Here is a 22,303-nt window from a genome sequence, read left to right on the forward strand (position 1 = left end):
GCATGAGGTGCCGATCCGCCATGTCCGCCGAATACGCCGCCGCCAAGGCCTGGCCCTTCGAGGAAGCGCGCAAGGTCGAGGCGCGGGTCAAAGCCGCGGGCAAGGGCCAGGCGCTGTTCGAGACCGGCTACGGCCCTTCCGGCCTGCCGCATATCGGCACCTTCGGAGAGGTCGCGCGCACCACCTGGGTGCGCCGCGCCTTCGAGAAGCTGACCGGGCTGGACACCAGGCTCATCGCCTTCAGCGACGACATGGACGGGCTGCGCAAGGCGCCCGACAATGTGCCGAACCGGGAGATGCTGCTGCAGCACCTCGGCCGGCCGGTCACCGCCATCCCGGACCCCTTCGGCACGCATGAGAGCTTCGGGCACCACAACAACGCCCGGCTGCGCGCCTTCCTGGACCGCTTTGGCTTCGAATACGAATTCGCCTCATCCTCTGACTACTACCGGTCGGGGCGGTTCGATGCGGCCTTGCTGCGCATGGCGGAACGGCATGAGGAGGTGCGGGCAGTGATCCTGCCGACGCTCGGCCCGGAACGCCGCGCCACCTATTCGCCCTTCCTGCCGCTGCACCCGAAGACCGGGGTGGTGATGCAGGTGCCGATGGAGGAAGTGCGGCCGGACCAGGATCTGCTGGTGTGGGTGGACCCGGAGACCGGCGAACGCCACGGCACGCGCATCACCGGCGGCCATTGCAAGGCGCAATGGAAGGCGGATTGGGCGCTGCGCTGGTACGCGCTGGGCGTGGATTACGAGATGTCGGGCAAGGATCTGATCGACAGCGTCAAGCTCTCCGGCGCCATCTGCAAGGTGCTCGGCGGGGCGCCGCCGATCGGCTTCACCTATGAGCTGTTCCTGGATGAGGCCGGCGGCAAGATCAGCAAGTCGAAGGGCAATGGCCTGACCATCGACGAGTGGCTGCACTACGCCCCGCCCGAGAGCCTCGCCCAGTTCATGTACAACCAGCCCGGCCGTGCCAAGCGGCTGCATTTCGACGTGATCCCGCGCGCCGTCGATGAATACGTCCAGAACCTGGACCGGCTGCGCGCGGCGCCGGGGCCGGATAATCCGGCCTGGCACATCCAGGGCGGGCCGACGAATGATCCCGGCACGCCGGTGTCCTTCACCATGCTGATGAACCTGGCCAGCGTGATCAACGCCGATGCGCCGGAGATGCTGTGGGGGTTCCTGCGCCGCTATGCCCCGGAGGCGAGCGGGGAAACCCACCCGCTGCTGGCCCGGCTGGTGGAACATGCGGTGTCCTACTACCGGGACCGCGTCGCGCCCAACAAGCAGCACCGTCCGGCGACGGAGGCCGAGCGCCCGGCCTTCGAGGCGCTGGTCGCCGCCCTGCGCGCCCGGCAGCCGGAACTGGACCTGCTGGCGCCCGATGAACAGGCCCGCGCGATCCAGGATGTGGTCTATGATGCGGGCCGTCGGGAGCCTTTCATCGAGATGACCAAGGATGGCCGCCCGGGCGTGTCCCGCGCCTGGTTCAACGCCCTGTATCAGGTGCTGCTCGGCCAGCCGGAAGGGCCGCGCTTCGGCGGCTTCGTCGCGCTGTACGGCATTGCCGGCACCATCGGGCTGATCGAGACGGCGCTGGCCCGCCCAGCCGCCACCCTCGCCACCGCCGGCGACGCCGCCACGTGAAGAAGCTCGGCGGGCTGCTTCGCCGCCATGGCGTGGCGGCCTTTGGCGTGCTGCTGCTGATTGCCGCCATCTGGGTGGTGCAGAAGGAATTCCGCAACCTCTCGGTAGCGGAAATCCGCGCCTCTCTGGCCGCGATCTCGCCCGCCACGCTGTGGATTGCCGCCGGCTGGACGGTGCTCGCCTATGCGGTGCTGACCATCTACGACCGGCTCGGCAGCGTCTATGCCGGCTATCCGGTGAGCTATGCGCGCACCTCCCTGGCGTCCTTCTGCGCCTATACGCTGGCGCATAACCTGGGCTTTGCCGCGGTCTCCGGTGCCGCGGTGCGCTACCGCTTTTATGCCGCCTGGGGGCTGCCACCGCTGGCGATCGCCAAGGTGGTGGCCTTCACCAGCCTGACCTTCGGCCTCGGCGGCTTCGCGCTTGGCGGGCTGGTGCTGCTGGTGGAGCCGGAGGTGGTGCCGGGCCTCGGTGACCATGTGCCGCACTGGGCCATGCGGATCGTGGGCCTGGCGATGTGGGCGCTGGTGATCGCCTATGTCACGCTGTCGCGCATCCGCAGCCATGTGACGATCTTCAAGCACAAGATCGACCTGCCCGGCTTCCGCATGGCGGTGGCGCAGACCGCGCTGGCCAGTGTCGATGTCGCGGTGACGGCGATGATCTTCTACGCGCTGCTGCCGCCGGCGGAGGGGCTGACCTTCCTGCGGTTCCTCGGCATCTATGTCGCGGCCTATACCGCCGGCATCGCCGCCAGCCTGCCGGGCGGCATCGGCGTGTTCGACGGCGCCATCCTGATCGGGCTCGCGCCCTGGCTGTCCCCCGCGCAGGTGGTGGGCGCGCTGCTGCTGTTCCGCCTGTACTACTACATCGTGCCGCTGTTCCTGGCCGGCATCCTGTTCGCCGGCTTCGAGATCGCGCAGCGCCGCCACGCGCTGAAGCGCTTCGCCGTGGAACAGGGCGTGACGGATACGCTGGAGGTACCGGCGATTGCCGGGCTGGTCGGCCTCGGCGGCGCGCTGCTGATCTTCGTCGGCGCGCTGCCGGCGCGGGACACGGCGGTGGCGGCCTGGGCGGGGTATGAGGCGGCGGTGGCATCGCACTTCGCCGCCTCGCTGATCGGGTCGCTGCTGCTGGTGATGGGCTATGGGCTGCTGCGGCGGCTGACCCTGGCCTGGGGCACCGGCATTTTCCTGCTGCTGACCGGCGCGCTGATCTGCTGGCTGCGCGAGGATGGCTGGTGGCTGTGGGGCGCCTTCCTGCTGGTGGCCGGCCTGCTGGCGGCGATGCGCAGTGCCTTCTACCGCACCGCGCGGCTGATGAAGGAACCGCTGGCCGGCTCCACGCTGCTGCCGCTGGTGGTGGTGGGACTTTGCGCGCTGATGCTGGCGCTGGTCAGCTATGGCGGCAAGGTGGCGGGCGATAGCTGGTGGGGTGTCGTTGCCTCCCCCTTGTCGCCGGACAGCCTGCGCTTCTCGGTCGGCCTCGCGGCGGTGCTGCTGCTGGTGGCGGCGGTGCGCCTGCTGCGCCCGGCCCGCATCAACCCGGAACCCTGGGGGCCGGAGGTGCGGGCACGGCTGAAGGCGCTGGGGGCCGAGGCGCCGGAGATCGCCGATGGCGCGGTCTTCGGCGAGTCCGGCCGCGCCGGCTTCGCCTTCGTCAAGCGCGACGGCATCTGGATGGCGCTGGGCGATCCGGCCGGGGAGGAGGGGGACCGCGTTTCCGCCATCTGGCGCTTCCGCGATATGTGCGAACGGGCCGGCGTGGCCGCCGCCTTCTGGCGCGTCGGGCCGGGGCTGCTGCGGGTCTATGGCGATATCGGGCTGACCGCCCTGCCGATCGGCGCGCCGAAGCCGGGCGATGGCCTGCGCTACCTGGCCTGCCGCGCGGAGACGGATCTGGAGACGCTGGCGCCGCTGCTGCCTTCGCGCTGAGCCTTGGTGGCGGTTCGGGAACGCCCGCGGGTCCTCCGCCGCCGGCGTCTCAAGCGGCCACTTACTGCGTCGCCCAGATGATACGGTGCATCCAGGCCAGCTCCGCCAGATCGAAGCTGTAGTTCGGATGCGCCGGGTTCAGGCTGGCGAGTTCCACCCGCCGCGCAGACTGGCGCAGCAATTCCTTGGCCATCACCTCCCCCTGCCTGGTGCGGACCACCACGCGGTCGCCGCGGCGGACCGGCGCGCCGGGGGAGACGATGACCACGTCGCCGTCGCGGAACACCGGCTCCATGCTCTCGCCGCTGATCTCCAGGGCGTAGGCGTTGGGGTCCGGCACGTCGGGCACCGAGATCTCGTCCCAGCCGCCGCCCACCGGGTAGCCGCCATCGTCGAAGAAGCCATCACCACCCGCCTGCGCCAGGCCGATCAGCGGGATGCGCCGGGCGATGGCGGCGCGGCCGCTGCGCGACAGGGCCGGGGCGCCGGTGACGAGGGAGGCGAAGGCCTCGAACCCCGTGCCGGTGGCGGACAGCACCTTGGCGACGCTTTCGGTGGAGGGCCAGCGCGCGCGGCCATCCACCCCGGTCCGTTTGGAGGGGTTGAAGGCTGTGGCATCCAGCCCCGCCCGGCGCGCGAGGCCGGAGGCGGAGAGGCCGTGTTCGGCGGCAAGCGCATCGATCGCCCGCCAGATATCCTCATGCCGCATCGCCAAGGCAATCCTCGAATCGGAAGGCGGCGGGCATAGCGCCGCGTCCTGGGTGGCACATCCTAGGTTTCGAGTCGCGATGCAATAGGAACGATATCCTTGCAACCTCGGGTGGAACAGGTTAAGCGGTCTTTGTTCCTGTTTTGTTCAGGCACAGACCCGCAGAGGACCCCCCGCTCCATGTCCATCGCCCCCTGCCGCGCCCCCGTCCTTGCCAGCATGGACCGCGCGCAACCCTTCGCTTCCGCCGAGGATGCCTGGTTCTGGACCATGGCCGCGCTGACCGCCCGGCGCGACGGCGCGCGTATCGGCGCCGGCCGTGGCCTGGTGGTGCGGCCCTGTGAGCCGGATGATGTGGTGAAATGCCTCGACCGGCTGTACCGCCAGCGCCGCATCGATCTCGCCCATGCCCGCATCATGCGTATCTGGGGAGAAAGGCATGAATCCCCAAGCCCGCGCATCCCGCAGGAAGCCGGCGATCTGCGGCTGTGGCGGGAGGCGATGGACCGGCTTGATTTCCCATTGCGGGCCAAGGGCATCGTCAGCGGCCCGCCGCGCGGGATGCAGGAGGCCGAGGTGGTGCCGTTCCGGGCGCGCGTGGCATGACCGGGACCGCCGAGTCCCTCTCCACCCGCCGCCTGGCGCATCGCCGGGCGGCGGAGGAGGCTGGCCAGAAGGTCTGGATCGCCTTCGGCGGCGTGGCCGACCAGCCCTGGCTGCACCCGCTGCGCCCCGGCTTCCGGCATTGCTTCGCCGCGCTGGGCGATGAGGCCGGCTGGACGGTGCTGGAGCCGCTTTCGGGGCGCTTGCTGGTGGCGCGCCTGCCGGTGGAGGGCAGCTTCGACCTGCCGGGCTTCTACCGCCGCGCCGGCCTGCGGGTGCTCGGCCCCTTCACGCCTGGCGCGCCGCGGCCGCAGCGCCTGCCGAGCCTCGCCCCCTTCACCTGCGTGGCGTTGTGCCAGGCGCTGCTCGGCCATGATGGGCCGAGGGCCTGGACGCCGTTCCAGTTGTTCCGGGCGCTCGGCGGCGTGGAGAAGGAAAATATTCAGGATAAATAGGAATAAATATTGACAGGCTGGAAAACCCGGCCTATCAAACCCCTGCCACGGGGCGATTTGCGTCCCACGGCACCCTCCTCTCCCGGTCCCCCAAACTCAGACCCGTCCGGCCTCGCCGGGCGGGTCTTTTTTTGCCCGGGCCGCGGGAGCCAACCCGATCCGAAGGAAGCGCGCATGGGTGGCCTGTTCCAGGCGCCGAAGCCGGTCGTGACCGCGACGGACACCAACAATGCGGTCCAGGCCGCCACTGAGAAAGCCGTCGCTACCGAGGCCTCGGCCGAGGATGCCGCGCGCCAGGCCCGCCAGCGGGCGCTGGGCCGCGCCCGCCGCGGCCTGGCCGGCACCATCGCCACCTCCGCCCGCGGCGTGCTGGCCCCCGCGCCCAGCAATGCCGTGCGCAAAAGCCTGCTGGGCGAGTGAGCGACATGATGACACCCGAACAGATCCTCGCCCGCCACGCCCGCGCCGCCGCACGGCGCCGGCCGCTGGAGGGGCGGTGGCAGGATTGCTACGACCACGCCCTGCCGTCCGCCAACGCCGCGCCGCTGTTCGATGCGACGGCAGCCGATGCGGCGGAACAGCTCGCGGCGTCCCTGCTGGCGGAATTGGCGCCGCCCTGGTCGCGCTGGTTCGGCCTGGCTCCGGCCCGTCGCATGGCGGAAGGCCCGGCGGCGCAGGAAGCGGCGCGGCTGCTGGAGGATACGGCGGAGACGCTGCAGGGCCATCTCGACCGTTCCAATTTCGGGCTGGAACTGCACCAGGCGTTTCTCGAACTGGTGGTCACCGGCACCGCCGTGCTGCTGGTGGAGGAAGCGCCGCCCGGCGAGACCTCCGCGCTGCGCTTCACCGCCGTGCCGTTGCGGGAGGCGGTGCTGGAGGAAGGCGCCTCCGGCCGGCTGGACACGGTGTTCCGCGCCAGCCGCCTGACCGCGGCCGAAATCCGCGCCCGCTGGCCGGCGGCGCTGGTCGCGCTGCCGAAGCAGGATGTCCACGCCGAGCCGCCGCTGCTGCGCGTGGTGGAAGCCGTGTGGCCCGATGCCCGCGCCGGCCACCGCTTCGCCGTGGTGCTGGATGGCGGGGAGGGGTCGCCGGAATTGCTTGCCGAGGGGCGCTTTTCGGAAAACCCCTTCATCGCGTTCCGCTGGCTGAAGGTGCCGGGCGAGACCTATGGCCGCGGCCCCGTGGCCAAGGCGCTGCCGGATATCCGCACCGCCAACAAGGTGGTGGAGCTGATCCTGAAGAACGCCTCCATCGCCGCCACCGGCATCTGGCAGGCGGAGGATGACGGCGTGCTGAACCCGGCCACCGTGCGGCTGGTGCCGGGCGCCATCATCCCGAAGGCGCAGGGCTCCGCTGGCCTCACGCCGCTGGCGGCGCCGGGCAATTTCGATGTCTCGCAGCTCATCCTGCAGGATCTGCGGGCGCGCATCCGCGGCGCGCTGCTGGCCGACCGGATCGCAGCTTCCGACAAGGCCGGCATGACGGCGACGGAGGTGACGGAACGCAGCGCCATCTCGGTCCGCCTGCTCGGCGCGATCTATGGCCGCCTGCAGGCGGAACTGCTGTCGCCGCTGGTGGCGCGCTGCCTTTCCGTGCTGCGCCGGCGCGGCGAAGTGCCGGCGCTGCGGGCCGATGGGCAGGAGGCGCGGCTGGTCTACGCCTCGCCGCTCGCCCGTGTGCAGGCGCGGGCCGATGCCTCCGACACGCTGCTGTTCCTGCAAGCGGCGGCAGGCTTGGGCGCGGAGGCGGCGGCGGTGCTGGACGCGCCGGCCGCCGCCCGCTGGCTGGCCCGCACCCTCGGCGCGCCGGCGGAAATCATCCGGCCGGTGACGGCACCCATCCCCCAGAACCAGGAGTGAGCCTCGGCATGTCCGACAACCTTCTCGACGCCGCGACGGAAAACCCCCGCAACAGCGCGACCCGCCCGCCGGAGGTGCCGGAGAAATTCTGGGACGAGGCGAAGGGCGCGCTGCGCGTGGATGCGCTGCTGAAATCCTACATCGAGCTGGAGCGCCGCCTGTCCCAGCGCTTCGCCCCGCCGGGCGATGACGCGCCGGAGGAGGACCGCATGCGCTGGCGCCGTGCGCTGGGCATTCCGGACAGCGCGGATGAATACCAGGTGACGCCGCCAAATGAGCTGCTGACTCCGGATTCCACGGTGAATCAGCGCCTGCACGAGGCCGGCTTCAATCCGCGCCAGGTGCAGCTGGTCTATGACCTGGCGGCCGAACGCCTGCTGCCGCTGATCGCGGAAGCCGCCGCCGAGTTCGAGGCTGGCCGGCAGGTGGAGAAGCTGCGCGCGCATTTCGGTGGCGAGGACCGCTTCCGCCGCATCGCCACGCAGATCAATGCCTGGGGCCGCGCGCATCTGCCGGAGGCGGTGTTTACCGCGCTGTCCTCACCGCCGATGGCGTGGTGGCGTTGCACCGGATGATGGAGGGCAAGGAGCCTTCCCTGTCCCGCGACGCGCAGGCCGAGGCCGGGCCGGATGAGGCAGAGCTGCGCAAGATGATGCGCGACCCACGCTACTGGCGCACGCGGGAGCCGGATTTCGTCAAGCGCGTGACGGACGGCTTCCGGCGCCTGGTCGGCGAGTAGCGTCCCCCCTTTCCCGCAGGCAACCCGCCGCTGGCGGGCTGCGGGCTTCAGCCGTGCCACCGGCCCATCGCGGGGAACCGGCGCGCGCGGCCGCTTCGCAAAACCTCCTCTCCTGACAGGGAAATCGCATGTCCGCTTCCACCCAGATCGACGCCGTCTTCACCCGCCAGTTCCAGGCCGAGGTGCATGAGGCCTATCAGCGCCAGGGCAGCAAGCTGCGCTCCACCGTGCGCTCCAAGACCGGCGTGACCGGCACCAGCACCTTCTTCCCGAAGGTCGGCAAGGGCATTGCCGCGGCGAAGACGCGCCATGGCTCCGTGCCGGTGATGAACCTGGAACACGCGCAGGTCGAATGCGTGCTGCAGGACTACTACGCCGGCGATTGGATCGACCGGCTGGACGAGCTGAAGACCAATGTGGATGAACGCACCGTCGTGGCCAATGCCGGCGCCTATGCGCTGGGCCGCAAGACGGATGAGCTGATCATCGCGGCGCTCGATGCCTCGACGCGCGAAGCCATCGGCACGGCGGCCGGCACCACGGATGCCGATGGCCTGACCAAGGCGAAGGTGCTGCTGGCCTTCGAGATGATGGGCGCGGCCGAGGTGCCGGATGATGGCGGCCGCTACGCCGTGGTCGGTTGGAAGCAGTGGTCGCAGCTGCTGGAGATCCAGGAATTCGCCTCCTCCGAATACATCGGCGAGGATGCGCTGCCGTGGAAGGGCAGCCAGGCGAAGCGCTGGCTGGGTGCGATGTGGATGCCGCATTCCGGCCTCACGCTCTCGGGCGGGCTGCGGCATTGCTACTTCTACCACCGCACCGCCATCGGCCACGCCGCGGCGGCGGAGGTCGAGACCGACATCACCTGGCATGGCGACCGCGCGGCGCATTTCGTCTCGAACATGATGAGCCAGGGCGCGGCGCTGGTGGACGACTTTGGTGTCGTACGGATGCGCGCGGCGGAATAGCCCGGCCAACCCTCTCCCCCACCCGGGGGAGAGGGACCCGCCACACTTAACATCCCGGATCGGACCAGACACATGGCATTGACCGCTGTCGCGCTCTGCTCGCGCGCCCTGCTGCGCCTCGGCGCGCAGCCCGTCGCCTCGCTCGATGAGGGCACCGCGGAAGCGGAGGTGGCGGCGAATCTCTATGCGCCGACGCGCGATGCGTTGCTGTCCGCGCATCCCTGGTCCTTCGCCACCGGCCAGACCAGCCTGCCGCGGCTTTCCGCCGCGCCGCCGGCCGATATGGCGCATGCCTTCCAGCTTCCCACCGGCTTCCTGCGGGCGCTGTCCGCCGGTAGCGGCGCGCGCGGCGGCGGCATGCCGTACCGGCTGCATGAGGACAAGCTGCAGGCCGATTCCATCAGCGTGACGCTGACCTACATCTTCCGCCCCGACGAAAGCGCCTTCCCGCCCTTTTTCGCCCAGGCGCTGGTGGCCCGTCTGGCGGCGGAGTTCTGCCTGCCGCTGACCGAAAGCGCCTCCCGCGCCGAGATGCTGTTCCGCCTGGCGGAGAACGAGATGCGCAGCGCCAGGCTGATCGACAGTCAGCAGGACACGCCGCGCGCGATCGAGCATTTCCCGCTGATCGATGTGAGGGGCTGAGCGCATGACGATCGCCACGCGCCGCATCAAATCCTCCTTCACCGCTGGCGAGCTTGCGCCCGAATTGTATGGCCGCGCGGATCTGCGCGCCTTCGAGAATGGCGCGCGGCGCTTGCGGAATGTCGTGATCCAACCGACGGGCGGCGTCGCCCGCCGGCCCGGCTTGGTGCATGTCGCGACCCTGCCGGGCGAGGCCCGACTGGTGCCCTTCGAGTTCAACACGGAGCAGACCTACCTGCTGGTGCTGACCCAGGGCCGCCTGCAGGTGTTCCTCGGTGATGCGGAGGTTGCCAGCCTGCCGGCGCCCTGGTCCACCGCCATGCTGCCGCAGCTTGCCTTCACCCAAAGCGCCGATACGCTGCTGCTGTTCCATCCGGAGATGCCGCCGCAACGCCTGACGCGCAGCAGCCACATCGCCTGGAGCATCACGCCCTTCGCCTTCGGGCGGGAGGTCTTCCACAACTTCACCCGCGACGTGACGATGGCGGCATCCGCCACCACGGGCACCGTGGCGCTGGTCAGCTCCGCGCCGGTGTTCGGCGTGGGCCACATTTCCCGCCGCTTTCGCCTGAAGGGGCAGCGCGTGGTGATCGCCTCCGTCGAGGGGCCGCAGAACGCGACCGCCGTGGTGGAGGATCCGCTGGAGGATACGCTGCCGACCGAGGATTGGCAGGAGGCCGCCTTCAGCCCGGTGCGCGGCTGGCCGGTCTGTGCCTGCTTCCACCAGAACCGCCTGGTGTTGGGCGGGTCGCGCGATGCGCCGAACCGCCTTTGGCTGTCGCGCACCGGTGATCTTGGCGACTTCGACGCCGGAACCGGCCTGGATGACGAGGCGATCGACTTCGCGCTGGTCTCCGACCAGGTGAATGCGATTCGCGCCGTGTTCTCGGGGCGGCATCTGCAGGTCTTCACCTCGGGCGCCGAGTGGATGGTGACCGGTGATCCGCTGACGCCGTCTTCCATCCAGTTGAATCGCCAGACGCGCATCGGCACCGCGGTGGATCGCCAGGTGCCGCCGGTGGATGTGGATGGCGCGACCTTGTTCGTCGCGCGGTCCGGCCGCGGCGTGCATGAATTCGCCTACACGGACGTGGCGGATGCCTATCAGGCGAATGACCTGGCGCTGGTCGCGCGGCATCTCGTGCGTGACCCGGTCTCGATGGCCTATGACCAGACGGCGCGGCTGCTGCATGTGGTGATGGCGGATGGCTCGATCGCGACGCTGACGCTGTATCGGGCCGAGCAGGTCATTGCCTGGACGCGGCTGGAGACCGAAGGGGCGTTTCGTGCGGTGGCCGAGACCGAGGGGCGCGTCTTCGCACTGGTGGAACGCTTCGGCAGTTTCCGGCTGGAACGCTTCGACACGACGATGGGCCTCGATGCCGCACTCGCCGGCAGCAGCTTCGCTTCGCAGGATCGCTGGACCGGCCTGGGGCATCTGGAGATGCGCGAGGTCGGCGTGCTGGCCGATGGCGCGCCGCGCGCGGCGGAACGGGTGCAGGACGGCGCCATCACGCTGGACCCACCTGCGGCCACCGTGCAGGCGGGCCTGCCCTTCCGGCATGTGATCGAGCCGCTGCCACCCGCACTCGGCAATGCCACGGCCGCGGCCGCCGCGCCGCTGCGCCTGGTCTCCGCCACCTTCCGGGTGCTGGCGACGCCGGCGCTGGAGGTGGATCTCGGCCGCGGCGTGCAGCCGGTGCCGTTCCGCCGGCTGGATACGGCGCTGCTGGACGCACCGCCCGCGCCCTTCACCGGGGACATCGCGTTGCGCGCACTCGGCTGGCGGCGCGATGCGATGGCGCCGCTGTGGCGGATCGAGGGCGCGACGCCGCTGCCGCTGACACTGCTTTCCGTCACCACCGATATGAGGATCTCGAACTGATGGCGCAACTCGCACCCATCGCGACCGCCATCGGCGCGGGCGTTTCCATCTTCAACAGCGTGCAGCAGGGCCAGGCGCAATCCGCGAATGCGAAGGCGCAGGCCAGTGCGGCGCGGGAACAGGAACGCGTGCGCGCCGAGCAGGTCACGTTGCAGCAATCCTCCGACGCCCGGGCGCGGGAGGCGCGGCTGGCGGGCACGCTGGCCTCCACCCGCGCCAGGCTGGCCGCCGGCGGCATCTCGCCCGATGAAGGCTCCGCCGCCGCGCTGACCGCGGGGATGGAACGCGATGCCGCCGCGGCACAGGCCGACAGCGACCAGATCTTCGCGGCCCGGCTTTCGGCTGGGCGACGCAGCCTTCTGAACACGGACGGGTCGCTCACCAGCTTCCTGCGCGCCGGTACCACCTTCGGCAGCACGCTTCGCAACCTGCTCGATTGACGCACGCACCCCACAGCATCGGAGCCCATGATGGCCGAGCATATCCGCATCGGCGACGTCGCGCCGCGCGTCCAGTATCTGGGCGACGGCAGCCGCGTTGCGTTCACCTATCCCTTCCCGATCTTCCACCCCTCCGACATGGAGCTGCGGCTTGATGGCGTGCCGGTGGCCGGCGGCTTCACCGTCTCCGGCGCCGGCAACAGCGAGGGTGGCAGCGTCATTCTCGCCACGCCGCCCGCACCCGGCAGCACGGTCACGCTGCGCCGGCGCATCCGCGTGGAGCGCAGCACGGACTTCCAGGACAATGGCGTGCTCCGTGCCCGCACGCTGAACGATGAGCTGGACCGCATCGTCGCCACCATGCAGGAGCAGCGGGAGGAGATTACCGCCGCGATCCGCCAGGATCCGGCCGAGGTGGGCGGCAGCTTCACCCTGCCGCTGCGTACGGCGCGCGCCAACCGCATGCTGGGCTTCGACGGCACCGGCAACCTGGTGGTGCTGCCGCGCGATTCCGGCCTGATCAGCGCGCCGTTTCCGGGCGCGGTGCCCTATACGGTGGAAGACAAGCTGGCCGAGCAGCTCAGCGCGCGTGATTTCGGCGCCACCGGCGACGGCGTGACGGAAGATGGCCCGGCCCTGCAGGCGGCGATGAATGCGGCCGGTGCCTCCGGCAAGCGGCTGCTGATCGGGGAGGGCACCTACCGCACCACCCAGCCGCTGACTCTGCCGGGTGCGGCGGCCGGGCTGACCATGCGCGGCACCATCGTCTATGCCGGGCCGGCTGGCCCGGCGCTGACCATTGGCGATGGCGGCACCGCGCGCAATGCCAGCAAGTGGCACACCGGCCTTTCGGTGCTGCGCGCGACGATCGGTGCGTGGGAGGATGAGGGCGAGATCGGCATCCTGCTCCGCAACCACGATGCCTCCATCATCGAGGTGCGGCGCGTCGAGGGCTTCACCATCGGCGTCCGCACGCTGGGCGATGGCCGGGGGTTCGAGGATTCCACGCTGGAACTCGGCCGTATCGTCAACAACAAGATCGGGCTGGATGTCCATACGGCGACGGCGGCGGGCTGGAACACCTCCATCCGCTATCATGGCGGCCACTTCGCCGTGGGATCGACCGTGCATGTGGACAAGGATCGCTTCGGCATTCGCCTGTCGGCCGCGCCGGGCGCCTATGTCGCGCATAACAGGCACCTGTTCAACGGCCAGAATTTCGAACTGAACGCACTCGGCCGGCCGATCACCGGCATTCCCTTCCTGTGCGAGGTGAACAGCCGCGCCATCATCGCGCGTGGCCTGCGAATGGAAGGCTGCACCGGCTTCGTAGCCCGCCATACCGGCGCGGCGCAGGACCATGTCTATGAGGTGACCTGGGCGAGCCAGGGCTACATGGTGGAGATCGACCATGCGGCCTCCTCCACCCGCCTTGGCGGCGTGGTGGAGGCGCTGCACCAGGCCGCGCCGCATCGCGCGGCGACGCGGGAACTGGCGAGCGTGCCTTCGCTCCGTGCGGCGGCGATCCGCTGGAACGCGACGCAGACGGGCTTCGAGAAGCTGGCCTGCCTGTCCTCCAACGTCTCCGGCAGTCCGGCGGTGTTGCAGGACTTCGTATTTCCTGCACTGGAGTCCTTTTCGCTGACCAATCGCGGCGTGGTCCTGACCGGTGGGCGTGCGGTGGGGTTCGTGGTGGATGCGCGCGCCTGCCGCGATTTCGCGCTGAGCGTCGATGCCGATGCGCCACGGCTTTTCGTCATGTGCTTCGATGCCGCCAACGCCCTGCTGACCGACAGCCTCGGCCCGCTGGTGCGTGCCTCCGGCCAATCCATGGTGTGGAACCCGACAGCGCGATGGTTTCAGGGTGCGGCCGATATGACGGATGCCGGACTGTCCCGGCTTCAGGCGGTGCGGCTTTCGCCGCTGGTGGCCACGGCGGTGATCGGTGTGGCGCGCATCGGCACGGATTACGAGCTGCGCGCGCTGCGCCTGAACTGCGACCCGCGGCACGCGCCTGCGGTGCTGTACGGGCTGCCGGATCTGCCGATCGGCGTGCGGGACCTTGTGGCGGAACTGCCATGGGACCCGGCCTCCATTGCCGCCGGGGCCAGCGCGCAGATCAACGTGGCGGTCCCGGGCGCCAGGCCTGGGGATTTCGCGCAGGCGGCGTTCTCGCTCTCCACCTCCGGCGCGGTGTTCCTGGCACAGATCGGCGCGCAGGATGTGGTGACCGTCACCGCCTGGAACCGCACGGGCGCGGCGCTGGATCTGAATGCCGGCACGGTGCGCGTGCGCGTGGTGAAGGCATGAAGCGTCCCGCTCGGGGCAAGCCTACCGCCTCGCCACTGCCGCGGGAGACGTTGGCGGCGGCGATGCAGCGTGTCGCCGGTGACTACGCCGATTTCGTCGCCTCCTGGCCGCGGGGCGACGTGCCGCCGGACCCCAAGGCCTTCGCCGCGCATCAGGCCGCAGCCCGTGCGGCGCTGGCGCATATGGCAGAACTTGCCGCGATGACCTCGGGCGATACGACAAAGCCCGCGGATGCGCCGGATGAGGACCACGTGCTTGCGGCGATGCGGGCGCAGATGGCGAAGGAAGGCGATGCATGACCGAACGGCCTGCCGACCTGCTGGAATTCGCCTGGATCTGGAACCGCATCGCCGGCCTCGGCACACCAGCGGTGCATCGCCGCATGTTGCGCTGGCTGGCGGACCGGGGTGAGCAGGGTGATCTGCGGCTGCTGCTGATGGCCTTTCGCGGCTGCGGCAAATCCACGCTGGTTGGGCTGTATTGCGCTTGGCAGCTTTACCGCGCGCCGGAGACGCGCATCCTGGTGGTCGCCGCGGACCATGCCCTGGCCACGCGCATGGTGGCCACGGTGCGTCGTGTCCTCGGCCGGCATCCGCTATGTGGCGCGCTGCTGCCGGATCATGGCGAAGGGTCCTGGGCGTCGGACCGCTTCACCGTGGCGCGGGATGCGGTGCTGCGCGATGCCTCGATGCTGGCGGCGGGCATCGGCGGCAACATCACCGGGGCACGCGCCGACCTGATTGTCTGCGACGATGTGGAGGTCGCGGGCAATTGCGGCTCCGCCGGGCAGCGCGCCGAATTGCGCGAGCGCCTGACGGAGACGGAATTCGTGCTGGTGCCGGGCGGCCGCGTGCTGTTCGTCGGCACGCCGCATTGCGCCGAAAGCCTTTACGCGGAGGGGCCGGACGCCTTCCTGTCCGGCTACCGCCGCCTGGTGCTGCCGCTGCTGGATGAGAACGGCGCCAGCGCCTGGCCGGAACGCTTCACGGCGGCGGGCATCGCGGCACTCCGCCAGCGCGTCGGCCCGCTCGCCTTTCGCCGCCAGATGCTGCTGGAGGCGGTGGCGGAGGAAGCGGCGCGGCTCGATCCCGCGCTGATCCTGCGCTACGCGGAGGATACCGATTACCGCGAGGCACGGGGCCGCGGCGTGCTGACGCTGCTGGGCCGGCAGATGGTCTCCGGCGGCGGCTGGTGGGACCCGGCCTTCGGGCGGCCCGGCGTGGGGGATGCCAGCGTGCTGGCCTGCACCTACGCCGATGCCGAGGGGCGGCACTACCTGCACCGCCTGGCCTATCTGCTGCACGACCCGGATGGCGAGGATGACGCGGCAACCCAGCAATGCCGCGCGGTGGCGGAGATTGCGCGCGACCTGCTGCTGCCGGTGCTGCGCGTCGAGACCAACGGCATCGGCAAGTTCCTGCCCGGCCTGCTGAAGCGGGAGATGACCCGCATCGGCATCCATTGCAGCGTGCTGGAAGCCACCAGCCGCCGCGCCAAGGCGGAACGCATCCTGGCGGCGCTGGACCCGGTGCTCGCCGGCCGGCGCCTGCTGGCGCATGAGGATGTGTTCCGCACCCGCTTCGCGCGGGAGATGGCGGATTGGCGACCGGACCGGCCTGGCCAGCACGATGATGCGCTGGATGCGGTGGCCGGCTGCCTGCTGGCGGAACCGGTGCGGCTGCCCGGCGCGCCGGCGCTCAGGCCGGCGACGCTGCCCTGGCGCGGGGCCTAGCAAATTTTCAAGTCAGGCGAGGTCGCCTGACGACTCGGAACATGCGCCAGAACAACGGCTAGACCGGTTGCCTTGAGCCGATGCGAGCGGAGACCGGCCTGGCCCGCGGCGCGATCTCCGTCGCGTGGCGATCGAGGCCCGCCTCCGTCGCCTCGTACCGCCCATCTGGGCGCAGCCGGGCCAGGCCCATGCCGGCCAGGCGGTTCAGGCAGGGGCCGTCCTTCAGCCCATCCGGGCGGCCCGGCCAACCCACCAGGGTCAGCCGGTGCAGCGCGGACCGGCAACAGGTCTCGAGATAAGGCTGGTTCCACATCGTTCGCTGAGCGGTCGCTTCTTCCTGTCGGCCGCGCGCGGCCGGGGTTGGGCGCCGCATTCCTGAATCCGCGGCGCCCCCAGGGTGGCCCCCCAGCCGCCCCCCTTCAAGGAGTTTCCCCCATGATCCCTGAGATCCCGCCCCAGCTGATGGCCGCGCTGGCGGATGCGCCGCTGGCCGCGCTGATGCTCTGGATGGTGTATTTGCTGCGGCGTGAGTTGCAGGCTCGGCCCGAGCCAGCGGCCGCCCCCCCGGCTGCGCCCCCGGCCGCCCCCCCGGCCGCCCCGCTGCCCGGGCCTTCGCGTGATGAGCTGGTGGATTTCAAGCTGGAGGTGGCGCGCACCTATGTGCCGCTGTCGCTGATCCGCGACCTCGATTCGCGCCTGTCACTGCAATTGCTGCGGATCGAGGAAAAGCTGGATGAGGTGAGCCGCGCCGCCACCACCGCCACCGCCATCGCCGGCCACTCCATGGCGAACCGCAAGATGGGCTTCAGCCCGCGCGCCGAGACGGAGGCTGGCCAATGAGCGCCGCGCTGAACCACCCGCCTCGGCCGAGCGCCGCCGGCGTGCTGGAGCGGACCCTGTGGGGGGAGGCCGGGCACCGCCCGGTGCGCGGGATCGAGGGTGTGGCGGCGGTGGTGATGAACCGCCTGCGCCTGGCCCGTGCGCCCGGCGGGCCGCAGCATCTGGGTGGCGACGTCGCCGCCATCTGCCGCGCGCCCTTCCAGTTCGCCTGCTGGCACCCGCAGCATCCGCGCCGCGCCGCCATGCAGGCGGCAGGCGTGGTGGAGGACCCCGCCTTCGCCATCTGCCGCCGCATCGCCGCCCGCGCCCTGGCCGGCGCGCTGCCGGATGCGACCCGGGGCGCGACACACTACCACCCGGCGGATGCGCTGCCGCGCTGGGCGATCGGCCAGGTGCCGACGGCGGAGGCCGGCGGGCTTGTATTCTACCGGCTGCTCGGCTGAAACCAGCCGCGCAAGGGCAGGGGCGCCGCATGGAAGACCGCATCTACACCATGGTCCGGGAGGCCGATTGGCGCGCGGCGGAGGCGGCGGGCGCCTATGCCGGCAGCGCCGATGATGCGCGCGATGGCTTCCTGCATTTCTCCACCGCCGCCCAGCTGCGCGCCAGCGCGGCCAAGCACCGTGCCGGCGTGGCGGATCTGTGGCTGATCGAGGTGGATGCCACCCGGCTGGGTGATGCGCTGCGGTGGGAGCCGGCGGCGGGCGGCAGCCGGCCCGGCCTGTTCCCGCATCTCTATGCGAAGCTGCCGCTGGCCGCGGTGCTCTCGGCCACCAGGTTGCCGCTGGGCGCGGATGGACTGCACGGCTTTCCGGCGCAAATTCCCTGAAGGCGCTTCAGCCGCAGCGGCTGATGGTCATCCGGCAGGTGGTCCCGGGTTCCTGCCGCGCCGCGCAATCCCGCATCGCGCCGCGCCGCGCCGTGGCCAGATCCGGACCATCGCCGGCGCCGTAGCTCAGGACCTGGTAGGTGGTCGGATCATCGGTGATGACGAGGGCCAGCGCGCGGAGGCTGCGCGCCACCGCGATGCAGCGCTGCTGCGTTTCCAGCAGCAGCCGGCAGGCGCGCTGGCCGCTGCGCCGGTAGCAGTCCCATTGCGCCGCGCGATGCGCGGTATTCCGGTCCACCCGGCGTGACAGGCCGAGGCCGGTGGCGGGCAGCGGCCCGACATAGGCCACCAGGCTGAGCGTGCCGCGCTCCTGCGGGCTGGCCTCGCTGCCGGGTGCCGCGCCGCGGCCGCTGGCCTCCGGCGTGCCGGGCTGGCGTTGGCGGGCCAGGTAATCCTCGCCCGCGCTGCAGCGGATCAGGCAGACCTGCATGTCCCGTGGCGTGCCACCGCGGATCTGCGATTCGCATTGGCGCTGGCAGGCCTGGCTGGCCTGCGCCATCGCGGTGCCAGGCAAGGCGAGAAGGGCCAGGGCGAGCAGCGCGAAGCGCAGGGCGCGGCACGCGCGGAGCCAGGGCGGAATCACGCCCCTGCCGGTGTCAGATCCGCAACCCAACGCCGAGGCCCGGTGCGCCAGCTTGCGCGGCATCACGCGGCGCCGCAGGTTGGTGGCCAGCGGTTTCGGGGGCAGGGCGGATGGCGGGCTATGTGCAGACGGTACTGGGCGCGGTGCCGCCCGAAAGCCTGGGGCCGACACTGATGCACGAACATGTGCTGTGCGACATCACCCCGCCCAGCCTGCGCCAGGCCACCGCCAGCCGGCCCGAACTGGTTCAGCCCATCACGCTCGCCAGTCGCTACGACATCGACTACGGCCGCCATCCGCACGCCGGCAAGACGGTGATGCTGGACCGCGAACTGGCGGTGACGGAGCTGGAGATGTTCCGTGCCGAGGGCGGCGCCAGCATGGTGGAAATGACCATTGGCGGCCTGGCGCCGGACCCGGAGGGGCTGGTGGAGGTCTCGCGCCGGACCGGCGTGCAGCTCGTCATGGGCTGCGGCCAGTATGTCGAGGATTTCCAGGACCCCGCCAACCACGCCCGCAGCGTGGAGGATTTCGCCGCGGAGATGGTGACAGCGCTGCGCCATGGCGCCTGGGGCACGGATGTGCGCGCCGGCCTCATCGGCGAGATCGGCTGTTCCGCCCCCTGGACGCCACTGGAGCGCCGCGTGATGGCGGGTGCGGCGCTGGCGCAGCAGGAAACCGGCGCAGCGCTCACCATCCACCCCGGCGTGCATCCGGACCAGCCGGCGGAGATCATCGGCTTCCTGCGTGCCCATGGCGGCGACATTCCCCGCACCATCATCGACCATGTCGATCGCACCATCTTCGACGATGACCGGCTGTTCGCGCTGGCTGATACCGGCTGCGTGCTGGAATTCGACCTGTTCGGCTATGAACATGCCTACTGGTCCTTCGCCCCGATCAACATGCCGAATGACGGCACGCGCATCGATATGATGCGCCGGCTGGTGGAGCGTGGCCATGGCGCGCAGTTGGTGATCAGCCAGGATATCTGCCGCCTGACCCGGCTGCGCAGTTTCGGCGGGCATGGCTACGGCCACATCTTCCGCAACATCGTGCCCTTCATGCGGGAACGCGGTTTCTCGCAGGCGGAGCTGGATGCGATCCTGGTGGAGACGCCGCGCCGCCTGCTGACCTTGCCTGGTTGATTTGGGCCGGGCTGAATCGGGCCTGGTCGATCAGCGCTGCAGTCGCGCGATCAGGTCGGCATTGTGCTGCGCGACGATGCCGGGGATCAGCAGGGCATCAACCAGCCACCAGATGAAGATCACCAGGAAGCCCAGCATGCCGATCAGCACATAGGCCAGCGGGAAGGACACCAGGAAGATCACCAGCATCGCGATGCCGGAGCCGATGCGGCCGAGATAGAAGCGGTGCGCACCGAAATAGCCGAGGAAGAACCACAGCAGATAGGCCAGCAGCGCCGATTTCTTGGCCGAGTCATATTGCATCATCGCGACGGCGTCGCGCGAGGGGCCATTGACGGCGTCGCGTGAGGGGCCGGAAGGCGGCAGGTTGCTGGACATCGCGGGGCACTCCGGGGCGGAAGGACCTGCATCGGCCCGCCCGCCTTACCCGTCAAGCGATCAGCCGGTGATGCCGATCTGCCATGGCGCGAATTCATGCTTGCCGAGGCCGAGCTGCTCGCTTTTCGTCGGCTCGCCGGAGGCTGTGCGCAGCAGCAGATCCAGGATGCGCTCGCCCATTTCGGACAGGCTCGCCGTGCCGTCCAGGATCTCGCCGCAATTGATGTCCATATCCTCCTCCAGCCGGCGGAACATCGGCGTGTTGGTGGCGAGCTTCACGGAAGGCACCGGCTTCGCGCCATACATGGACCCGCGACCGGTGGTGAAGGCGATCATGTTGGCGCCGCCAGCGACCTGGCCGGTGGCGGAGACCGGGTCGAAGCCGGGCGTGTCCATGAAGACGAAGCCCTTGGTGGTGATGGGCTCGGCGTAGCGGAATACATCCATCAGCGGCCCGGTGCCGCCCTTCATGGAGGAGCCCAGCGATTTTTCCAGGATGTTGGCGAGGCCGCCGGCCTGGTTGCCCGGGCTGACCACGCCGTTGATCTGCGTATCGCGGCCCGGCGTATAGACATCCTTCCACCAGCGGATACGCTCGATCAGCTTCTCGCCGACTTCCTGGCTGACGGCGCGGCGCGTCAGCGTGTGTTCCACGCCGTAGATCTCCGGCGTCTCGGACAGGATGGCGGTGCCGCCATGGCGCACCAGCAGATCCATCGCGGCGCCGAGCGCAGGGTTCGCCGTGATCGACGAAAACCCGTCGGAGCCACCGCATTGCAGGCCGACGGACAGATGCGCGGCGGAGACGGTTTCGCGGGTGGCCTTGTTGGCCTCCGCCATCATCTCCTTCACCACGGCGACGCCGGCCTCGATGCTTTTGCGCGTGCCGCCGACTTCCTGCATCACCAGCGACCGCAGCATCGGCCCCGGCGTCAGCCCCTGCTCGGCCAGCAGCCCGGCGATCTGGTTGCGCTCACACCCGAGCCCGATCACCACCACGGCGGCGACGTTGGGGTGGCGCATGTAGCCGCCGAGGGTGCGGCGCAGAAGCTGCATCGGCTCACCGGACAATTCCATGCCGCAGCCGGTGGAATGGGTGAAGGCGGCGACGCCATCCACATTCGGCCACTCCGCCATGCGGTCCGCCGTGAACCAATCCGCCACGGCGTGCGACACGGTGGCGGAACAATTCACCGAGGAGACGATGGCGATGAAGTTGCGCGTGCCGACGCGGCCATCGGCGCGGACATAGCCCTCGAAGGTCTTGCGCTGATCCTCGGGGAACATCTCCACCGGGCGGTAGTCGCGGCCGATCGCGTAGTCGCGGTCGAATTCGCGGAAATCAATGTTGTGGGCGTGCACCATGGTGCCGGCGGGAATATCCTCCGCCGCGAAGCCGATGGTGACCTGGTACTTCAGCACCGGGTCACCCTTGCGCAGCTGCGTGGTGGCGATCTTGTAGCCGGCCGGCACCTTGTTGCGGGCCAGCATGTTCTCGCCGGGGATGGAGGTGCCCGGTTCGATATCGATACGCGCCACCACCACATTGTCGTCCGGGTGCAGGCGGATGACGGGGCCGTTCAGGCGCTTGGCTTTGAGGTCGATCATGGGGGCGTCTCCGTTTTCCCCAATCCACCATGTTCCGCGCCGCCTGTCAGCCTCCGCCGCCCCGTGGCGGGGTCAGGCCAGCATCTGCCCGCCATCCACGATGATGGTCTGCCCGGTCACCCAGCGCGCTGCCGGGCTGGCCAGGAACAGCACCACCTCCGCCACCTCCTCCGGCGAGCCGAGGCGGCCGAAGGGGATCTGGCCGAGGATGCGGTTGTACAGCGCCGGGTCGCTGCTCCGCCGCTGCTCCCAGGACCCGCCCGGAAACTCGATGGAACCCGGCGCCACCGCATTCACCCGCACCCCATCCGCCCCGAAGGCCGCCGCCTGGCTGGAGGTGTAGTTCACCAGCAGCGCCTTCACCGCCGCATAGGCCGGCGTGCGCAGCGAAGGCCGAAAGCCGGAGATGGAGGAGACGTTGATGATGGACCCGCGCGCCGCCTTCAGATGCGCCGCGGCCGCCCGGCTGGCGCGCACGGTCGCCATCACGTCCACATTCAGCCCGCGCGCCCAATCCTCCTCGGTGTCCTTGGCGCCGAAGCCGCTGGCATTGTTCACCAGCACATCCACCCCGCCCAGCGCCTGCGCCGCCTGGTCCACCCAGCCCGTCACCTGATCCGCCACGCCGAGATCGGCGGAGATCGCATGTGCGGGGACGCCGAGCGCCGCAATCTCCGCCTGCGTCGCCTCCAGCGCCTTGGCGTCGCGCGCGCAGATGGAAACGGAAGCCCCAGCCTGGGCGAAGCCCAGCGCGATGGACCGCCCGATGCCGCGCGACCCGCCCGCCACCAGTACGCGCTTGCCCTTGAAATCCGCCATGACCCTGTTCCCCCGATGCATCCGGCCCCCAGCAGAGGCCATCCCCGCATGGCTTGGCAAGCCGCCCCGGCCGGTGCAAGTGATGCCGTATGGTGGGAGTATCCAAG

Annotated in this window: 25 protein-coding genes; 19 read left to right on the forward strand and 6 right to left on the reverse strand. The window is 70.2% G+C overall.

The genetic code is table 11. The features are described from left to right. The first annotated feature begins 20 nt into the window (after positions 1-20). Both Q8S40_RS01050 and Q8S40_RS01055 read left to right on the forward strand, forming a co-directional pair. The gene (locus tag Q8S40_RS01050) at positions 21-1,655 is read left to right on the forward strand and encodes a lysine--tRNA ligase (protein ID WP_305668942.1); all 1,635 of its coding nucleotides are present in this window, start codon (positions 21-23) and stop codon (positions 1,653-1,655) included. Further along, a complete protein-coding gene (locus Q8S40_RS01055) occupies positions 1,652-3,589 on the forward strand; it encodes a lysylphosphatidylglycerol synthase domain-containing protein (RefSeq protein ID WP_304808753.1) in 1,938 nt (645 codons plus the stop codon). Before Q8S40_RS01050 ends, Q8S40_RS01055 begins: the two co-directional genes overlap by 4 nt. Positions 3,590-3,650: 61 nt before the next feature. Here Q8S40_RS01055 and Q8S40_RS01060 read toward each other — a convergent pair whose 3' ends face one another. Then, positions 3,651-4,298, reverse strand: a complete 648-nt coding sequence (locus tag Q8S40_RS01060; RefSeq protein WP_304808751.1) for a helix-turn-helix transcriptional regulator — start codon at positions 4,296-4,298, stop codon at positions 3,651-3,653. Between the two features lie 180 nt (positions 4,299-4,478). Between Q8S40_RS01060 and Q8S40_RS01065 the strand changes: the two genes are divergently transcribed. The 13 genes from Q8S40_RS01065 (at position 4,479) to terL (ending at position 15,931) form a co-directional block, all read left to right on the forward strand. After that, positions 4,479-4,904, forward strand: coding sequence for a hypothetical protein (locus tag Q8S40_RS01065; protein WP_305668943.1), 426 nt, complete (start codon positions 4,479-4,481; stop codon positions 4,902-4,904). Beyond that, positions 4,901-5,356, forward strand: coding sequence for a hypothetical protein (locus Q8S40_RS01070; protein ID WP_305668944.1), 456 nt, complete (start codon positions 4,901-4,903; stop codon positions 5,354-5,356). The genes Q8S40_RS01065 and Q8S40_RS01070 overlap by 4 nt, the downstream gene beginning before the upstream one ends. A 174-nt stretch (positions 5,357-5,530) precedes the next feature. Next, complete coding sequence (locus tag Q8S40_RS01075) at positions 5,531-5,776, forward strand: hypothetical protein (RefSeq protein ID WP_305668945.1); 246 nt, start codon at positions 5,531-5,533, stop codon at positions 5,774-5,776. A gap of 5 nt (positions 5,777-5,781) precedes the next feature. Further along, entirely contained in the window at positions 5,782-7,215 is a 1,434-nt protein-coding gene (locus tag Q8S40_RS01080; RefSeq protein ID WP_371136783.1) for a portal protein, read from the forward strand. An 8-nt stretch (positions 7,216-7,223) separates the two neighbouring features. Further along, on the forward strand, positions 7,224-7,790 hold the full coding sequence (locus Q8S40_RS01085) for a capsid assembly protein (protein WP_371136784.1): 567 nt from the start codon (positions 7,224-7,226) through the stop codon (positions 7,788-7,790). Continuing rightward, positions 7,787-7,954 carry a hypothetical protein gene (locus tag Q8S40_RS25130; protein WP_371136785.1) on the forward strand — a complete coding sequence of 56 codons (168 nt, stop codon included), beginning with the start codon at positions 7,787-7,789 and terminating at the stop codon, positions 7,952-7,954. The genes Q8S40_RS01085 and Q8S40_RS25130 overlap by 4 nt, the downstream gene beginning before the upstream one ends. A 128-nt stretch (positions 7,955-8,082) precedes the next feature. Continuing rightward, positions 8,083-8,922 (forward strand): phage capsid protein, encoded by an 840-nt coding sequence (locus Q8S40_RS01090; protein WP_305668946.1) that lies wholly within the window; start codon positions 8,083-8,085, stop codon positions 8,920-8,922. A 72-nt stretch (positions 8,923-8,994) separates the two neighbouring features. Further along, entirely contained in the window at positions 8,995-9,564 is a 570-nt protein-coding gene (locus Q8S40_RS01095) for a hypothetical protein (protein ID WP_305668947.1), read from the forward strand. A gap of 4 nt (positions 9,565-9,568) precedes the next feature. Beyond that, positions 9,569-11,449, forward strand: coding sequence for a hypothetical protein (locus Q8S40_RS01100; RefSeq protein ID WP_305668948.1), 1,881 nt, complete (start codon positions 9,569-9,571; stop codon positions 11,447-11,449). Next, positions 11,449-11,889 (forward strand): hypothetical protein, encoded by a 441-nt coding sequence (locus Q8S40_RS01105; protein ID WP_305668949.1) that lies wholly within the window; start codon positions 11,449-11,451, stop codon positions 11,887-11,889. The genes Q8S40_RS01100 and Q8S40_RS01105 overlap by 1 nt, the downstream gene beginning before the upstream one ends. A gap of 30 nt (positions 11,890-11,919) precedes the next feature. Then, positions 11,920-14,199: a glycosyl hydrolase family 28-related protein gene (locus tag Q8S40_RS01110; RefSeq protein ID WP_305668950.1), complete on the forward strand. Its 2,280-nt coding sequence runs from the start codon at positions 11,920-11,922 to the stop codon at positions 14,197-14,199. After that, on the forward strand, positions 14,196-14,498 hold the full coding sequence (locus Q8S40_RS01115) for a hypothetical protein (protein WP_305668951.1): 303 nt from the start codon (positions 14,196-14,198) through the stop codon (positions 14,496-14,498). Before Q8S40_RS01110 ends, Q8S40_RS01115 begins: the two co-directional genes overlap by 4 nt. Further along, positions 14,495-15,931, forward strand: coding sequence for a phage terminase large subunit (terL, locus tag Q8S40_RS01120; RefSeq protein ID WP_305668952.1), 1,437 nt, complete (start codon positions 14,495-14,497; stop codon positions 15,929-15,931). Before Q8S40_RS01115 ends, terL begins: the two co-directional genes overlap by 4 nt. Before the next feature lie 58 nt (positions 15,932-15,989). Here terL and Q8S40_RS01125 read toward each other — a convergent pair whose 3' ends face one another. Next, positions 15,990-16,244 carry a hypothetical protein gene (locus Q8S40_RS01125; RefSeq protein WP_305668953.1) on the reverse strand — a complete coding sequence of 85 codons (255 nt, stop codon included), beginning with the start codon at positions 16,242-16,244 and terminating at the stop codon, positions 15,990-15,992. A gap of 122 nt (positions 16,245-16,366) precedes the next feature. Between Q8S40_RS01125 and Q8S40_RS01130 the strand changes: the two genes are divergently transcribed. From Q8S40_RS01130 to Q8S40_RS01140, 3 genes are read left to right on the forward strand one after another with little or no spacing between them, the layout of a single operon-like run. Then, on the forward strand, positions 16,367-16,771 hold the full coding sequence (locus Q8S40_RS01130) for a hypothetical protein (RefSeq protein ID WP_305668954.1): 405 nt from the start codon (positions 16,367-16,369) through the stop codon (positions 16,769-16,771). Then, positions 16,768-17,214: a cell wall hydrolase gene (locus Q8S40_RS01135; RefSeq protein ID WP_304807055.1), complete on the forward strand. Its 447-nt coding sequence runs from the start codon at positions 16,768-16,770 to the stop codon at positions 17,212-17,214. The genes Q8S40_RS01130 and Q8S40_RS01135 overlap by 4 nt, the downstream gene beginning before the upstream one ends. A 29-nt stretch (positions 17,215-17,243) precedes the next feature. After that, positions 17,244-17,600 carry a DUF952 domain-containing protein gene (locus Q8S40_RS01140; protein WP_305668955.1) on the forward strand — a complete coding sequence of 119 codons (357 nt, stop codon included), beginning with the start codon at positions 17,244-17,246 and terminating at the stop codon, positions 17,598-17,600. Positions 17,601-17,607: 7 nt separating this feature from the next. Here Q8S40_RS01140 and Q8S40_RS01145 read toward each other — a convergent pair whose 3' ends face one another. Further along, on the reverse strand, positions 17,608-18,243 hold the full coding sequence (locus Q8S40_RS01145) for a DUF4189 domain-containing protein (protein WP_305668956.1): 636 nt from the start codon (positions 18,241-18,243) through the stop codon (positions 17,608-17,610). 110 nt (positions 18,244-18,353) lie between these two features. Here Q8S40_RS01145 and Q8S40_RS01150 point away from each other — a divergent pair, with 110 nt between their 5' ends. Next, a complete protein-coding gene (locus Q8S40_RS01150) occupies positions 18,354-19,391 on the forward strand; it encodes a phosphotriesterase (RefSeq protein ID WP_305668957.1) in 1,038 nt (345 codons plus the stop codon). A gap of 30 nt (positions 19,392-19,421) precedes the next feature. Here Q8S40_RS01150 and Q8S40_RS01155 read toward each other — a convergent pair whose 3' ends face one another. The 3 genes from Q8S40_RS01155 to Q8S40_RS01165 form a co-directional block, all read right to left on the reverse strand. Beyond that, positions 19,422-19,769 (reverse strand): TM2 domain-containing protein, encoded by a 348-nt coding sequence (locus Q8S40_RS01155; protein ID WP_304807047.1) that lies wholly within the window; start codon positions 19,767-19,769, stop codon positions 19,422-19,424. Between the two features lie 60 nt (positions 19,770-19,829). Further along, the gene (locus Q8S40_RS01160) at positions 19,830-21,377 is read right to left on the reverse strand and encodes a UxaA family hydrolase (RefSeq protein WP_305668958.1); all 1,548 of its coding nucleotides are present in this window, start codon (positions 21,375-21,377) and stop codon (positions 19,830-19,832) included. Positions 21,378-21,449: 72 nt separating this feature from the next. Then, entirely contained in the window at positions 21,450-22,196 is a 747-nt protein-coding gene (locus Q8S40_RS01165) for an SDR family NAD(P)-dependent oxidoreductase (RefSeq protein ID WP_305668959.1), read from the reverse strand. Between the last annotated feature and the right edge of the window lie 107 nt (positions 22,197-22,303).

Source organism: Falsiroseomonas sp. (assembly GCF_030695085.1).
Taxonomy (GTDB): domain Bacteria; phylum Pseudomonadota; class Alphaproteobacteria; order Acetobacterales; family Acetobacteraceae; genus Falsiroseomonas.